We start from the raw sequence: 17,498 nt of genomic DNA, 5'->3' as shown, positions 1-17,498 counted from the left end.
CCCTTTTCTTATTTATCAAATTGTTGATAATAATCTAACAATTTTTTAGCAAGCTCATCACTAAATGCATCTAATAAACCAATCATTTTTGAATATGGCATATTTGTAGGACCCAATAATGCGATAACCCCTTGACCATGGTCACTAACATCATAACTAGCTGATATAAGACTATAGTTATCAAGTAATTGGTTCGTTAATTCCTCACCAATTTTAATTTGAATAGGTTTACCTTGAATTCCAATTAATTCACCAATATTCTTGTTATTTGATGTGTCTACTAAATCATATAATGATTTTAATTCATCCACGTTACTATCGGTAGCAAAATCTAATATATTAGATTTACCGCCAACAAAAACTTGTTCACGTGCTGCCTGCTTTAAAATATTACCAAAAATATCTAAAATACCAGCTGGCCTACGCATATAATTAACCAACATAACTGGGATACTTGTTCTTAACTTCTTAGAAATTTCAGCTAATGACAACCCAATTAATTGGTCATTCAACAACCTTGTTACGGCTTCTAAATCTGATCCGTTAATCGATTTAGGAATACTGAATGTCTGATTCTCAACAACGCCACTACTCATCACAAGAATAGCCATAATTCGATGATTTCCTAATGGTACTAATCGAAAACCTTCGAGACGACTTTCCATTGTTTCAGGTCGTAAAGAAATCGCTGTATAATTTGTTAAGTCCGAAAGAATCTTAGTTGATTCTGCAAATATTTCATCAATCTTTTGAAAATGAACACCAAGAGAATTTTGAATATTCGCTAATTCCGCTGCTGGAACAACGCCGGGTTTAACAATGTGATCAACATAATATCGATAACCTAAAAATGAAGGAATTCTACCAGAAGAAGAATGTGTTTTTTTAATTAACCCATTATTTTCCAATGTCACCATTTCATTTCTGATAGTTGCTGAACTTACATGCATTGGTAAAAAATCAACGACCGATTTAGAACCAACAGGTTGACCAACCTCTGTATATACTCTGACAATTGCTTCTAACACTAACATTTGTCTTTCTGTTAGCATGATCAATCACCTCTTTTTAGCACTTAACACAATGGAGTGCTAAGACAACTATTAATATACTAAATGTTGAGATTATTGTCAAGGAATGCACTCACTTTTTTAAAGAAAATGGCTGACTAAATATATCCTATTTAGTCAGCCATTAAACCAATACTTATATGTGTTGGTCAAAATAAGTATTAGTATTTTTTTTATCTTTATTTAATTGCGTAATTAATCCAGGAATACCTTCAAATTTAACTTCACTTCTCAAATATGCTAACCATTGAACCGTAACAATTTGGCCATAAATCATCTCGTTGAAATCAAATAAATTTATTTCGACCGTTAATTCACGATTTTTTCCAAACGTTACGTTGTAGCCAATAGATGCCATCCCACGATACCAGACATCACCAACCTGAACGCTAGTCACATATATTCCGGGTCCCGGAATTCGAATGTGTTCATTGAATTCTAAATTTAATGTTGGAAAGCCAAGTTCTCTACCTCTAGCTTCACCGTGAACAACTTTACCAAGTGTTTCATATTTATAGCCCAATAACTTATTAACATCGCTAATATGTCCGTTATCAATTTCCATTCTAATTCGAGATGAACTTATCTTTTGATGATTCGTCGCTAATTCAGGCACAGTAATAATTTCAAATTTTTGATTAGCATATAAAGGTAGTGTATCCATATTTGCGATATCTTTTTTACCATACGTATAATCAAATCCTGCAACTACTACCTTTACATGCAATGCAACCATATATTTATCGACAAAATCTTGTGGTTCCATTTTTGCTAAACTATTATTTAGCGTTAAAATATAAAAAATATCAACGCCTAATTGCTTCATTAATAATATTTTTTTTTCCATAGACGTTAAATATTTTACACTTTGTTCGGGTGCTTTTTGAAATTGTACTGACGGATGCTTATCAAATGTCATTACTGCAAGTTTAATATTTTTTTCGTTAGCTTTTTGCTTAGCTTCTTGTATTACTTTTTGATGTCCTAAATGAACACCGTCAAAAAAACCCATAGCAAGTGAAATAGAATCATTACTAATTTCGTTAGGGTTATACGGTTCAGTTAAATAAATAACTTTCATGTTCCAATATCTTCCTTTATCCTAAATCAAACATTGTCTCAGACTGATAACGATTTTTTTCACTATTCAATCTGTATAAACATCTAATTTTATTTTCATAAACTAGAGAAACTGTTGGCTCATTATTAAACGAATCAACTGCTAAAAATCCACCATTTTGGACAATAAGCCACTGTTCAGTTGTTAATTCATACCTTTTAAATGATGTTAGCGCTGTATCAATTGGATATAACAACGATTCTAACGTCCCATTGACTTTAGCCTCATTTAATTGGTCCAGGGTAAACGCCTTATCAATTCTAAAACCGCCGCTTTCCAGTCTAGTCAGGTCGGACATAACTGCAGGTACACCTAATTTTTTACCGAGATCAACAGCTAGCGTCCTAACATAGGTCCCTTTTCCACATGCAACTTCAAAATAAATTTTTTGTCTTTTATTTTCTAAATCATATTCTGTAGCTTTCGTTTGAATAAATGAAGTCACCGTTATTTGTCTTTCTGGACGTTCCACTGTTTCACCTTTACGAGCGTAATCATATAAGCGACGTCCGTTTACTTTAACAGCTGAGAACATTGGTGGAATTTGAATCATTGTACCTGTCATCTGGTTCATAACATCATCAATTTCTTCCGATGTGAAAGGATCTATAATCTCTTTTTCTTCGATTATTTCGCCATCTAAATCTTCAGTTTCTGTAGAGAAACCAAGTGTTATTTCACCCGCATATACTTTGCCAGAATTCATCAAATAGTTTACTGTTTTTGTCGCTTTACCAATACAAATCGGTAGAACACCATCAACATTTGGATCAAGAGTACCTGAATGACCAACTTTTTTGGTTTGAAAAATGCCACGACACTTAAAAACACAATCATGACTGGTCATACCACGTTCTTTGAATAGTGGAATAATTCCGTCCATTGTCTTACCTCCGTTAATATACTTTTAACAGTATATCATAATCAGTAAAACAAGGGATATCGATTCTAATTTTTATAAATATTGAAATTTCTATTTAAGAGATAACTATCTATCATCATTCCTAAATACCTATTTACCAACAGTTTTAGCTACGTTATTATTCACAAAACTTCCCATAAACATCATAATTTTTTATTCTTTCCATAACGTTATCCATTTCTTTTTGTAGTGCAGGCCGATTTTTATATTTCTTTTTCAAACCCTCACAAAGAGATATTGCTACTTCCTCATCTCCAAAGTTATTATACCGTAAAATATAATCGCCAATATTTTGATAGTCTTTTCTATTTTTAGCTTTAACTATTAAATCTTTAACTATGCTTTCAAACATCATGTTAGCTTCTTTGGGATATAGTGGGTAAATATATTTTCCATAATTCATAAATAAATTCAGATTTTTTTTAATTAATTGTAGCAAAATGGTAGCTTCGTTTTCATCTGCTAATATCTGTGCAAGTTGCCAATTATCAAGTGTTTTAGAAATGTTTTTCAGAATATCAGGGTATTCAGCTTTCCAAAATCCATTATCAACTAAAAGCTTTTTTAATTTTTTATAATCGGAATCATTGCCTTTATATAATGCCTGTTTTAAATACTCAATTCTTTTTTGAACTTGATTTGTCTCCTCATAGATAGTATCTAGTCGAGTATACCAAGGTTGTAAATATTGAATATTTTTATCATTATCTGTAATTAATTTTTTTAGTACTAATTTTTCTGCAACTTCATAGTCTTTTCTTGAAACAGCTAACTCAACTTTAAACATTCTAACATCATCAATATCTAAATTATTATTAATAATTTCTTCTGCTTCTTTAATTTTATTTACTTGGAAGAACAATTTAATTTTAAATAATAAATATTTACTTTTCCTATCTTGTTGTGTATATTCATCAAATCTTGTACTAATTTTATCGGCAATTTTCAATACTTTATCCGTATTTTTTGTATTTAGCAAAGGAAGAATGAGACTGAGTAAATCAAAATCACTCACCGCCCATTCATTCCAAAAATTTTTTTTAGCATATCGAATAACATTCGTAACAATTAATTTTTTCTTTTCATCTGCCCCATCTTTAACAGACAGTTTTTCTACATAAATCCGTATTTTAGAAAGTATACTCTCTTGCTCAATCATAAACCCTAATTCTGTATACTCACTGACCTTTACTAATTGTTCTAATAAATCTAATAATATTAACATAGGTGCTTTTAAATAATTTTGACTAAATCTCACGTCACAAATAGAGAGCAGATTATCGACTACTTCACTAATATTGTCGTATCCTCTCCACGAAACATACCCTTGTTTCCTATTTTCATAAATAATTTCTCGAATTCGTTCCTTTGCATCTTCTATTTCTTCTTCTTCATCCAAAAATCCCAAATCAGCTAATATATCATTCTTTATTTCGTATTTATTCTCAGTATATTTTGTTAGTAATCGAATTAATACTTCTTTTGACTGTGAAGTTAATAATTCTTTATATTGCTCTGAATTCAAATTAGTACCTCTTTCTAATATATATTTTGAAAATTAAATTAATTTTTTAAAGGAAATTACCACACTATCTAATGATTGTTGAATAGTGGTATAAGAAAAATTCATAATTCTTCAAATGAATTAGTATTCAACTACACCATATAATCAAAGATATGAGATACCAATACTTACAACTAATTTTACTTGATTACTATTAAAAATAAAAGATATGATTATATTATAAGATAATATCTCCATTGATGAGGAGAAAAAAAGGCCTAATCACTAAGGATTAGGACCTTCATAAAGTTATCCATCAACAACAGTTTAAATAGAGCAACAAACGGTATCAGGATTTTTATTTTAATATTCAGAATCTATCTTTTTAAGTAATTGATCAATTTTATCACCATATTGAACTGACTCATCTCTTACAAAAACCAATTCTGGTGTTTTATAAATTGATAATCTTGATCCAAGTTCACCACGAATTAATCCAGAAGCTTTTTCCAAACCACGTTGTGTTTTTTGTGCATCTGATGCCATATTTGACAATATACTATAGTAAATTGTCGCCTGTTGTAAATCACCAGTTACATTAACTCCCGTAATTGTGACACCTTCAACTCGAGGATCTCTCACTCGTTTTAAAAGAATATCATTAACTTCTTTTTGAATTTCTTGTGATAAACGACCTACACGGTAATGTTGTGTCATTTTATATCCTCCTATAGTTGTTATGAATTATTTAACTGGAACTTCTTCCATAACGTAGGCTTCAATTTGGTCGCCTTCTCTAATGTCATTGTATTTTTCAATCATGACACCACATTCGAAACCTTGTTTAACAATTTTAGCGTCATCTTTAAAGCGTTTCAAGCTTGCTAATTTACCTTCATAAATAACAATACCATCACGAATTAAACGAACGCCGCTATCTCTTTCGATGTAACCTTCAGTGACGTAAGCACCACCAATTGTTCCAACTTTTGTAACTTTATATGTTTCACGAATTTCAACTTGTCCAGTTATTTTTTCTTCAAAGACTGGTTCAAGCATTCCCTTCATAGCCGTTTCAATTTCTTCAATTGCGTTATAAATAACACGATGTAAGCGAATATCAACTTCGTCAGATTGTGCTTGAAGTTTAGCTTGAGGTGTTGGACGAACATTAAATCCTATAATGATAGCATTACTTGCTTCTGCCAAAGTAACATCACTTTCAGTAATTGCACCAGCTGCTTGATGAATGATATTAACTCGAACACCTTCAACATCAATCTTCTTCAAACTTCCTGCAAGAGCTTCAACTGAACCTTGAACATCTGCTTTAATAATAACAGCAACTTCTTTTAATTCGCCTTCTTTAAGTGAATCAAACAAGTTATCAAGTGTTACATGCGTAACATTTCCACGTTCTTTTGTTAAAGCACGTTTAGCACGTTCTTCACCAGCTGCACGAGCAGTTTTTTCATCATCAAAGACAACGAAACGATCGCCAGCACCTGGAACATCATTCAAACCAGTAATTTCTACTGGTGTAGCAGGTTTAGCTTTATTAACTTGACGGCCTTTATCATTTGTCATAGTACGGACACGTCCGAAACTATTACCAACAACAATTGGATCACCAACTTTTAACGTACCTTGTTGAACAAGTAATGAAGCAACTGTTCCACGGCCTTTATCAAGACGAGCTTCAATAACAGATCCAATACCCTTTTGTTTTGGATTTGCTTGTAATTCAAGAACTTCGGCTTCAAGTAAAATCATTTCTAATAATTCATCAAGGTTTGTGCCTGTTTTCGCTGAAATTTCAACGAAAATAGTATCACCACCCCAACTTTCAGGAATTAATTCATATTCAGCCAATTGTTCTGTAACATGAGCAGGATTAGCACCGGGCTTATCCATTTTATTAACAGCAACAATAATAGGTACATTGGCTGCTTTAGAATGATTAATTGCTTCAATTGTTTGAGGCATAACCCCATCATCAGCAGCAACAACTAAAACAGTGATATCAGTAATATCGGCACCACGAGCACGCATATTTGTAAATGCAGCATGTCCAGGTGTATCTAAGAATGTAATTGTTTTATTATCATGTTTTACTTGGTAAGCACCAATATGTTGTGTAATACCACCAGCTTCACCATCAGTAACATGTGTATGACGTAATTTATCAAGTAAGGTTGTCTTACCATGATCAACATGTCCCATGATTGTAACAACTGGTGGTCTTGAAACAAGATTATCTTCATTTTTAATTTCTGCATCAAACATTTTATCAATATCAGCAACATCTACATCGATTTTAGCTTCTGATTTAATACCATATTCTGCTGCTAAAATTTCAATTGTATCTGTATCGAGTGTTTGATTTTGGTTAACCATTACGCCTAACATAAATAATTTTTTAATAATTTCTGCTGGTTCACGATGAATCTTTTTAGCAATTTCAGCAACATTAGTTGCAGCATTGTAATATAAGATTTCTGGTAATGGTTTATCTTTTCTGGGTGATACAGGTGGTTTTGGTGTCGTTGAACGACGGTTTTTCTTATTTCTGTTACGTTTGTTATAAGGATTATTCCCATAACGGTTATTATTATTAAATCTCGAACGTCCTTGCTGATTAGCATTACCATTATTAGCAGTTCTAGCACTTGATTGTGTACTATTTTGAGGACGATTTGCTGGCTTTTCATTTGTTGTCTTTGGTGCAGCGTTAGTTGTTCTTGCTACTGGTTTTGAAGCTACCTGCGATGATTTTTGAGCAACAGGTTTACTATTCGTTGTTTTAGCAGGTTGTGCTGGTTTCTTTGCAACAGGTTTTGCTACTGGTTTTTTCGGTGTTGCATTAGATACAGTTTTTTCAACCATTTTCTTTGCAGCAACTACTTTAGCAGCGCCCTTTTTAAATTTATCGCGAATCTGACGTTCTTCATTATCACCAATAGTTGACATATGATTTTTAACATCAAAACCTTTTGTCGTTGCAAAATCAATAATATCTTTAGTATTTAATTCTAGCTCTTTAGCTAATTCATAAATTCTTTTTTTTCCCATATTTGCATGCTCCTTCTATATATCCATTAAGTCACACATCCTTCTGCTAAAACCTTTATCGGTAATAGCATACACTGTGCGCTGTTGTCCAACGGCCTCACTTAAACTGGCTTTTGAAAATCCAACATATAATTTAACATTATAGCTGTTGCACTTATCTGTTACTTTTTTTAAAGTCGCTTGTCCACAATCTTCAGAAAGAATAACCAATTTAGCTTTATTCTTCCTGACAGCATTCAATACTAGTCCTTCACCAGTCACCAACATACCTGCGCGTCTGGTCAAGCCTAGCATTTGTAAGAATTTTTGACTATTTTTCATCTTTAAATAATTCTCGTCTAGCTACCTGATGGTCAACATATTCGACAAGTTCTTCATAAAATGATTCGTCAATCTTAATACCGAATGCTTTATTGAATGTTCTTTCTTTTTGAGCCTGCTTCGCCACATCTACATCAAGAAAAATATATGCGCCACGCCCTGGTTTCTTACCTGTTGGATCTAAAGATACTTCATTTTCTTTATTCTTAACAACACGAACAAGTTCTTTTTTAGGTTTCATTTCACCCGTAACGATATCTTTACGCATTGGAATTTTACGATTAATCACTTTAATTTGCCTCCAAATCAATTACCGATCAGTTTTAATCGGCTTATTTGTTTGTTTCAGAAACTTCTTTTTCTTCACTACTGTTAACCATATCAGATTCAGATTTAATATCAATTTTAAACGTTGTTAATTTTGCAGCTAATCGTGCATTTTGACCTTTTTTACCAATTGCTAATGACAATTGGTGATCTGGCACAACTACAGTACAAGCATGATCATTTTCTGGATTAAAGACAACATTGACAACTTCTGCAGGATTCAAAGCATTAGCAATGTATTTTGCAGGATCTTCATTCCATTCAACAATATCCATATTTTCGCCTTTTAATTCATTAACAATAGTTTGTACACGTTGTCCTTTAGGACCAACACAAGTACCAACAGCATCGATATCTGGATTATTCGAACGAACAGCTACCTTAGCACGGTCACCTGCTTCACGAGCAATTGATACAATTTCAACTGTTCCGTCATATATTTCAGGAACTTCTTGTTCAAATAATCGTTTTAGCAAGTCAGGATGTGAACGACTAACAAAAACTTGAGGGCCTTTAGCAGCATTCTCAACTTTTGTGATATAAACTTTAATTCGATCATGTGGATTAAAACTTTCACCAGGAATTTGATCAATCTTAGCTAAAACAGCTTCCACTTTACCTAAATTAACATAAATATAACGATTATCATGACGTTCTACTTCACCGCTAACGATTTCATTTTCATATTGAATATATTGATCATAAACAATACTACGTTCAGCTTCACGAACACGTTGCATGATAACTTGTTTAGCAGTTTGTGCAGCAATTCGTCCAAAATCCTTAGGTGTAACTTCAAATCGAATTGAATCGCCAACTTCATATGCTTTATTAATCTCTAAAGCATCTTGCAAACTAACTTCAAGACGTGAATCAAAGACTTCTTCGACTACTTCTTTAACCGCATAAACTGTAATATTACCTTTTTTTGAATCAAACTCTACTTCAACATTTTGTGCTTGATTGTAATGACGCTTGTATGCAGAAACTAATGCTGCTTCAATGGCATCAATAATAACTTCTTTTTTAATACCTTTTTCTTCTTCTAACACTGTAAGTGCACTTAATAGTTCTTTACTCATCTTTAATTTACTCCTTTATAAAAAGCTACTTAAAATTTGATAGCTAAGCGCGCCTTAGCTATTTTTTGACGAGGAATAACGATCGTTCTCTTACGCGTTTTGTCCATATAAACAACTGTTAATTCATCAGCTGTTAATTCCGTTAAGGTACCTTGAAAAATTTTAGCGTTATTAATAGGTTCATATAGTGAAATATTAACGTATTCATTCAAAGCTCTTTCATAATCTTTTTCCTTTTTCAAAGGTCTTTCAGCACCAGGTGATGAAACCTCTAAAAAATAAGCTTGTGGAATTGGATCAGGATTAATCTCATCTAATTTTTCACTTAAAATATCACTAACAGCAACACACTCTTCAATTTTAATGCCTTCAGGTTTATCAATGTAAACTCTTAAAAACCAACTTGGGCCTTCTTTAACAAATTCAATGTCCACCAATTCAATATTCTGTTCATCAACAATTGGTTGAACTAGCTCTGTGACAGTCTCTATAACAGTACTCACACGTTACCCTCCTTACATTTTCCCAATAAAAAGAGTGAGCATCGCTGCTCACTCAAACAAGATATCAAAATACTTTCTTTAATATAGCATAATTTTCTGAAAACATCAACAAACTGCTATGTTCTCACTTTTTAGAAAAAGACATCATCAAAAATAGATAGTTGATTTTCATCTGGTAATGCTTTTAAAACATTATTTTCAGTCATATACTCAATTAATGACTTAGAAACTTTACCACGTTTAGCTAAATCTTCTTTAGATAAAAATGGGCGTTCCTCACGAGCAGCAATAATTTGCTTAGCAACGTTATTACCAAGACCTGGTACAGCTCTAAATGGTGCAATTAACTTATCACCATCAATTATCCAATTTGAATCATCTGATTTATCCAAATCAATCATCCCAAATTGGAAGCCACGTTCAAGCATTTCATTGCTTAATTCAAGGACCGTCAACAAATTTTTCTCTTTTGTTGATGCATCCATCCCTTTATCATTAATATCTTTCATTGCTTTTTTCACTGCTTCTTTACCATGCGACATTGCGACTAAATCAAAATCATCTGCTCTAACACTGAAATAAGCACAGTAATATAACATTGGAAAATAAACTTTATAGTATGCAATTCGTAAGGCCATCAAAATATACGCAGCAGCATGTGCCTTAGGGAACATATACTTGATTTTTAAACATGCTCCGATATACCAATCTGGAATTTTTGCTGCTTTCATCTCAGTTTGATAATCATCTGAGATACCTTTTCCTTTTCGAACACCTTCCATAATATTAAAAGCGCTACCAGCTTCCATACCCATATGAATAAGCCCCATCATGATATCATCACGACAGCCAATAACTTCCGGCATCGTGATTGTTCCATTAGAAATAAGTTCTTCAGCGTTTCCCAACCACACATCTGTACCATGTGATAGACCAGAAATTTTTAATAGTTCAGCAAATGTTTTAGGTTTTGTTTCTTCTAGCATCCCTCGAACAAATCTCGTTCCGAATTCCGGAATACCTAATGTACCTGTTTTTGAGAAAATTTCGTCGCTAGTAACACCAAGTACTTCAGGCCCTTGGAATATTTGCATAACGCCCTTATCATCCGTAGGGATTGTTTTTGGGTCAACTCCTGATAAATCTTGTAACATTCTAATCATGGTTGGATCATCATGACCCAAAATATCTAATTTCAAGATATTATCGTGGATAGAATGGAAATCAAAATGGGTTGTTTTCCATTCGGAAGTTGAGTCATCTGCTGGATACTGGATAGGTGAAAAATCATAAACATCCATATAGTTAGGGACAACTAAGATACCACCAGGATGTTGACCGGTCGTCCGTTTAACGCCAGTTGACCCCTTAGCAAGTCGATCTATCTCCGCATTTCTAAACGTTGCTCCAGTATCACGTTCATAACCCTTAACATAACCATAAGCCGTTTTATCTGCAACAGTACCAATTGTTCCTGCACGGAAAACATAATCTTCCCCAAATAAAACTTTCGTATAATTATGCGCAATTGCTTGATAATCACCCGAAAAATTCAAATCAATATCAGGAACTTTATCACCATAAAATCCAAGAAAAGTTTCAAATGGAATATCATGTCCATCTTTATCTAATGGTGTACCACATTTGGGACAGTCTTGGTCTGGTAAATCAAATCCAGACCCATATTCACCTTTTTCATAAAAATGTGTATATTTACATTTAGGGCATCGATAATGAGGTGGTAATGGATTAATTTCTGTTATTCCAGTCATTGTTGCAACAAGACTTGACCCAACAGATCCACGGGACCCTACTAAATAACCATCTTTGTTAGATTTATGAACTAATTTTTGTGAAATTAAATAAATAACTGAAAATTCATTATCAATGATACTTGTCAATTCTTTATCAAGACGTTTAACCACAGTTTCAGGTAACTCTTCTCCATAAAGTTCATGAGCGCGATTATAGGTTAATTGTTTAATTTCTTCTTCAGAGCCATCAATTTTCGGTGCATATAATCGATCTTTAACTGGAGAAATGTCATCATCAATCATATTAGCGATTAAATTCGTATTTGTAACAACGATTTCTTTAGCAACATCCGCACCTAAAAATTGGAATCCTTCCAACATTTCATTCGTTGTTCTAAAATGTGCATCAGGTAAAATAGAACGATTTAACGGATTAGCACCACCCATTGAATTAACAAGAATTTTACGATAAATACTATCTTCAGGGTTCATATAATGAACATCTCCAGTCGCAACAACCGGCTTATCCATTTCGTGTCCTAAATCAACCATATTTTGTAAAATTTCCTCTAAATTTTGATTATCCTTAATTAATTCTTGATGGATTAGAGGTTCATATAATGCTTTAGGCTGAATTTCTAAGTAATCATAAAACTTAGCCTTTTCTTTAGCCTCTTCCATCCCTTTTTGCATCATTGCTGTAAATACTTCACCTGAGTCACACGCTGAACCAACGATAATACCTTCACGATATTTATTTAACTCACTTCGAGGGATGCGGGGCATCCGATAAAAATAATCTATCATCGAAGTTGAAACTAATTTAAACATATTTTTAAGTCCGGCTTGAGTTGTCGCAAGTAACGTAACATGGAATGGACGTGCTTGTTTGTAAGCATCATGCTCACCCATATGATCATTCAATTGAACATGTGACGTTATTTCAAATCGTTCCTTAGCATCTTTAATAAAGATATTACACAAAAGACCAGTTGTCTCAGCATCATAAATAGCGCGATGATGATGTTCCAAGTTAACATTGAATTTTTTGGAAAGTGTATTTAATCTAAACCCTTTTAATTCGGGATGTAAAAATCTTGCTAACGTTAACGTATCAATGATTGGATTTTGCATAGGTTCCATGCCATGACGTTCATATCCAGTATTCATAAAGCCAATATCAAAACTAGCATTATGGGCAACTAGAATACTACCTTCTGAAAATTCTCTAAATAATTTAAAAACTTCTTCTTCAGATTTTGATCCATGAACCATTTCATCCGTAATTGAGGTTAAATTAGTTGTTGTTTCAGATAAATGATGTCCTGGATCAATAAATTCATCAAATTCTTCAATGACATTTCCCTTTGTCATTTTAACAGCAGCTAATTCAATAACTTTATCAAATCGAGCAGATAAACCCGTTGTTTCCGTATCAAAAGTAACATAAGTGGCTTCTTCTAGATTTACATCCTTATCATTAAAAGCAATTGGAATACCATCATCAACAACGTTAGCCTCAACACCGTACAAAATTTTAATATTATTTTTCTTTCCAGCAGAATGAGCCTCAGGAAAACTTTGTAAGGTAGAATGATCCGTAATCGCAATTGCTTTTTGTCCCCATTTACTGGCTTGCTGTACATAATCCGTAATTGAATTTGTGGCATCCATTTGACTCATATTTGAGTGTAAATGTAATTCAACACGTCGTTCATCATCTGGAGCTGTTTCTTGACGGCTTGGGTGGTCGACTTGATTAATATCGTAAGCATTCACCACTAGATCTCGCATAAAATTATCTTCTTGTACTGCACCACGAACTCTGACCCATTCTTTTTCTTGAATAGCAGCAAACATCGCTTCGTCTTCTTCATTACGAGAGAATTTTTTTACGGTCATGGATGAACTATAATCCGTCATTTTAATGATCATTAATTGTCTTTCAGACTTAAGCGTCCGGATTTCCTTAGAGAAAATATATCCCTCAATAATAACCGAGCGTTCCTCTTCAATGATTTCAACCATCCGTTTTGCAGGCTCTTTTGTACTAATCTTTTTACCCATTTGAACAGGTCCATTAATTACAGTTTGAGAATCAGTCTTTTTCTTTTCATTTTGTTTCTGAATAGTTTCTGTTGCCTTCTGCATCATTATGGCATCTTGAGATTCTTTTCGCTGTCTAATTTCTTCTATTTTTTCTTGTGATTTTGATTCATCTAATAATGTATTAATATTTATCTGTGGAAATCCGACCATTTGATACGCAGTTTCAATTGGTCCTAATGCTTGACCTGTTAAGAACGTTTTTACAATTTCATTTTCAGCCATTAACATCACTCGTCTATCATCAAGATAAGGGACGTTCCCATGAAAAAGTTCTTGTACTAGCGAAGAATTAGCTTCACTATTTTTAACTGCCCATGTCCAATAATCGCCTAAAAGTTGGTTTGTTAATTCTGGTTGCTCAACTTGAACAGTTATTTTTGTTTTTGCAATATCTTTAAATGTAATTGCAATTTTATTTTCTAAGTCACTAAATAATGAAAATGGCAAAATTTTAGGGGCAACTAGCTTGAATTCCCATAGTTTTGACTTTTCATGAACAGTTACGGTTGAAATTTCAATTAAATCCAATATTTCACTATCTTGTTGGTCACTTGATTGAAAATTAATTTGTTCTAATAGTTTATTGAATAATTCTTTATTATTAAGCGACAAATGATTGACTCCTTTTCTAAAAATGAAAAAGAGACTGAGTCAAAATTTTCTTTTGAACTCAATCTTCTTTAACTAGTTTTGATTTTCTTCTTTTAATAAAATTGAGATAGAGCTCTCTAATTCGTCTTTCGTTACTTCAATCGTTTCACCATTTCTACGTAACTTCACTTCAACGATACCATCAGCAGCTTTCTTACCAACTGTAATTCGAACAGGTAATCCAATTAAATCTGAATCAGCAAATTTAACACCTGCACGTTCTTTACGATCATCAAGCAATACTTTGTAACCATTTTCAGTCATTTTTTTGTCAATTTCATTAGCTAGAGCCATTTGTTCATCATTTTTAGCATTAATTGGAATTACATGAACATCGTATGGTGCAATACTTCTAGGCCATACTAAACCATTTTCATCAGCTTGTTGCTCTGCAATGGCTGCAAGTAAACGACTAACGCCGATTCCATAACAACCTAATATCACAGGTTTTTCGCGGCCATTATCATCTAAGATATTAGCGCCCAATGCCTCAGAATATCGTGTTCCAATTTTGAAGATATGACCAATTTCAATCCCCTTAGTAAATTTCAATTCGCCTTCCCCTTCAGGTGAAGTTTCACCTTCTTGAGCCAAACGTAAATCTACAAATTTATCTACTCGGTAATCACGATCAATATTTGCGTTAAATAAATGAGAACCAGTCGTATTTGCACCAACGACCGCATTTATCATTCCCTTAATTCCTTCGTCGGCAACAATTGTTACGTCTTCTGTAACACCAACAGGTCCAAGTGAACCAAACTCTGCACCCAACACTTCAGTAACATCTGAATCAGTTGCCATACGTAAAAAATCAGCGCCTAATGTGTTTTTTAATTTAATTTCATTCAAAATATCATTTCCGCGCATTAAAACCATCACTGGTTTTTCATCAGCCATAAATAATAATGATTTTATTAAATTTTCACTTGCTGTATCAATAAATTTAGCCAACTCATCAATTGTTTTAATATTTGGTGTTTCAATTTTTTCAATATCTTTAATCGCTTCATGTGAATTCTTATATGTTTTCAAACTTTTTGCCATTTCTAAATTAGCTGCATAATCGCTCTTATCAGAATAAACGATTGTATCTTCACCAATATCAGAAATTGCCATAAATTCTTTTGAATCATTACCGCCCATTGCACCTGCATCACCAATAATACTTCTAAAATTAAGACCACAGCGTTCAAAAATATTTTGATATGCACGATTCATTTTTTGATAAGTATCATTTAAACTTTCTTCATCCGCATGGAATGAATAAGCATCTTTCATTAAAAATTCACGGCCTCTTAATATACCAAAACGAGGTCTATTTTCATCACGATATTTTTGTTGTATTTGGAACATTGTCAGTGGTAATTTTTTATATGATTTGATTTCATCACGAATTAAAGAAGTAAATGTTTCTTCATGAGTTGGTCCTAAAATAAATTTTCTATCATGTCGATCTTTTAATTTAAAAAGTGTATCACCATAGGTTTCATAACGACCTGTTTCTTCCCATAATTCAGCAGGAATAACGGCAGGTACAAGCATTTCAACCGCTCCAATTGCTTCCATTTCTTCGCGAATAATTGTTTCAATTTTTCTAATAACGGAGAAAGCTAATGGTAAATAACTGTACATTCCGGCTGAAACTTGTCGAATATATCCAGCTCGTAACATCATTTGATGACTGATAACCTCAGCATCGCTTGGAACTTCCTTCATTGTTGGTATTAATAATTGTGATTGTTTCATACTATTTTATTCTCCTTTTTCATTTAAAAGAAATAACGCTGAATATCATTCCATGTGACTAATATCATCAATATCATTAAAAATGCAAATCCAACTAATGTAATAACACCTTCTTTTTCAGGTGAAATTGGTTTGCCACGAATTCCTTCGATAATATTTAGTACTAATTTTCCACCATCTAAAGCTGGAATTGGTAATAAATTCACAATTCCTAAGTTAATTGATAAGAATGCAAGCAATGACACAACACTCGCCAACCCATAACTTGCTGCATTTGAAGTCACTGCATAAATTGCAACCGGACCACCAAAATCATTTAAGCTGACACCTTTAGTAAACATCCCTACTAATACAGCCACAATACTAGCCACGACACTCCATGATTGCGTAAACCCATAAGTAATTTTATTGATAAATGAGTGATCCATTTTAACTGTAATACCAATTTTACCGATCTTTGTTGAGTCTGTTTTACTTGATTCAGGTGTAATAACGATTGATTCTGTTTTACCGTTCCTTATTACTTTTAAGTCAGTTTTTTTATCAGGACGACTGCTAATCGCTGTCGTTAATTCAGTCCAGTTTGTTGTCTTTTTATCAGATACAGCTACAATTTTATCATTTGCTTTTAACCCCGCCCTTTGAGCCGCAGAATTCTCTTGAATTGTACCAATTTGATTCAAATTGGTTGCAACGCCACCTTGCATAAAAGCAAGTAGTATAAATGCAACAATAGCTAATAAAAAGTTATTCATCGGTCCAGCAAAATTCGTTAAAATTCGATTCCAAAGCGTAGCTGATTGAAATTGAACATCTTCAGGAGCGATTTGAATTTCTGTGCCATCTTTTTCAATTATTAACGCATCATGATCAACATTATATTTTTTTACTATCTCTTCATTACCATTTTCATATCCTGTAATCCAGAGTTCTTTTTGCAAATCACTATCTAGGTATTCGATTGGGATACCATTATACAGCGTTGTTTTTTTACTCGTATTAATCTTTGTAACCTTATTATTACTATCCAGTATTAAACTCATAGGCATACCAGGTTTTAAATCTTCATCTTCATCATCAGCGATTCCCGCCATTCTAACATATCCACCAAGAGGTAATATTCTTAAAGTGTACGTTGTACTACCTCTATGGAATGAAAGTATTTTTGGCCCCATACCAATTGAAAATTCACGAACTAAAATTCCAGCACGTTTTGCAAAATAGTAATGACCAAATTCATGAATCACAACTAAAATTCCAAAAACGATAATAAATGTAATAATCGTTTTAATCATGTGAATCCTCCCCCTTTAA

13 protein-coding genes are annotated in these 17,498 nt (G+C 33.1%); all 13 read right to left on the bottom strand.

Annotated elements, in window-relative coordinates; all coding sequences use genetic code 11:
* Window positions 1-8: 8 nt before the first annotated feature.
* The 13 genes from hrcA to rseP all read right to left on the bottom strand — a co-directional run bounded on the left by hrcA (window position 9) and on the right by rseP (window position 17,479).
* On the bottom strand, window positions 9-1,052 hold the full coding sequence (gene hrcA, locus AC1RP4_RS02020; RefSeq protein ID WP_409022460.1) for a heat-inducible transcriptional repressor HrcA: 1,044 nt from the start codon (window positions 1,050-1,052) through the stop codon (window positions 9-11).
* Between the two features lie 154 nt (window positions 1,053-1,206).
* The gene (ribF, locus tag AC1RP4_RS02015) at window positions 1,207-2,151 is read right to left on the bottom strand and encodes a riboflavin biosynthesis protein RibF (RefSeq protein ID WP_481761378.1); all 945 of its coding nucleotides are present in this window, start codon (window positions 2,149-2,151) and stop codon (window positions 1,207-1,209) included.
* Window positions 2,152-2,167: 16 nt separating this feature from the next.
* Window positions 2,168-3,073, bottom strand: coding sequence for a tRNA pseudouridine(55) synthase TruB (gene truB / locus AC1RP4_RS02010; protein ID WP_481761379.1), 906 nt, complete (start codon window positions 3,071-3,073; stop codon window positions 2,168-2,170).
* A gap of 157 nt (window positions 3,074-3,230) precedes the next feature.
* Window positions 3,231-4,637 (bottom strand): tetratricopeptide repeat protein, encoded by a 1,407-nt coding sequence (locus AC1RP4_RS02005; protein ID WP_481761380.1) that lies wholly within the window; start codon window positions 4,635-4,637, stop codon window positions 3,231-3,233.
* A gap of 342 nt (window positions 4,638-4,979) precedes the next feature.
* On the bottom strand, window positions 4,980-5,333 hold the full coding sequence (rbfA, locus tag AC1RP4_RS02000) for a 30S ribosome-binding factor RbfA (protein ID WP_409022457.1): 354 nt from the start codon (window positions 5,331-5,333) through the stop codon (window positions 4,980-4,982).
* Between the two features lie 27 nt (window positions 5,334-5,360).
* The gene (gene infB, locus AC1RP4_RS01995; RefSeq protein ID WP_481761381.1) at window positions 5,361-7,688 is read right to left on the bottom strand and encodes a translation initiation factor IF-2; all 2,328 of its coding nucleotides are present in this window, start codon (window positions 7,686-7,688) and stop codon (window positions 5,361-5,363) included.
* Between the two features lie 15 nt (window positions 7,689-7,703).
* Window positions 7,704-8,009 (bottom strand): L7Ae/L30e/S12e/Gadd45 family ribosomal protein, encoded by a 306-nt coding sequence (locus tag AC1RP4_RS01990; protein WP_409022455.1) that lies wholly within the window; start codon window positions 8,007-8,009, stop codon window positions 7,704-7,706.
* Window positions 7,999-8,298, bottom strand: a complete 300-nt coding sequence (rnpM, locus tag AC1RP4_RS01985; RefSeq protein WP_409022454.1) for an RNase P modulator RnpM — start codon at window positions 8,296-8,298, stop codon at window positions 7,999-8,001. The genes AC1RP4_RS01990 and rnpM overlap by 11 nt, the downstream gene beginning before the upstream one ends.
* Window positions 8,299-8,341: 43 nt before the next feature.
* On the bottom strand, window positions 8,342-9,418 hold the full coding sequence (gene nusA / locus AC1RP4_RS01980; protein ID WP_409022453.1) for a transcription termination factor NusA: 1,077 nt from the start codon (window positions 9,416-9,418) through the stop codon (window positions 8,342-8,344).
* 29 nt (window positions 9,419-9,447) lie between these two features.
* The gene (gene rimP, locus AC1RP4_RS01975; protein ID WP_409022452.1) at window positions 9,448-9,921 is read right to left on the bottom strand and encodes a ribosome maturation factor RimP; all 474 of its coding nucleotides are present in this window, start codon (window positions 9,919-9,921) and stop codon (window positions 9,448-9,450) included.
* Between the two features lie 131 nt (window positions 9,922-10,052).
* On the bottom strand, window positions 10,053-14,396 hold the full coding sequence (locus AC1RP4_RS01970; protein ID WP_481761382.1) for a PolC-type DNA polymerase III: 4,344 nt from the start codon (window positions 14,394-14,396) through the stop codon (window positions 10,053-10,055).
* 72 nt (window positions 14,397-14,468) lie between these two features.
* On the bottom strand, window positions 14,469-16,184 hold the full coding sequence (locus tag AC1RP4_RS01965; protein WP_481761383.1) for a proline--tRNA ligase: 1,716 nt from the start codon (window positions 16,182-16,184) through the stop codon (window positions 14,469-14,471).
* 23 nt (window positions 16,185-16,207) lie between these two features.
* Entirely contained in the window at window positions 16,208-17,479 is a 1,272-nt protein-coding gene (gene rseP, locus AC1RP4_RS01960) for an RIP metalloprotease RseP (RefSeq protein ID WP_481761384.1), read from the bottom strand.
* Between the last annotated feature and the right edge of the window lie 19 nt (window positions 17,480-17,498).

This window comes from Dellaglioa sp. CoH-56-MRSF-10 (assembly GCF_056782175.1).
Note: the sequence above shows the minus strand (reverse complement) of the source record. Positions and strands in the feature narration are given on the sequence as shown.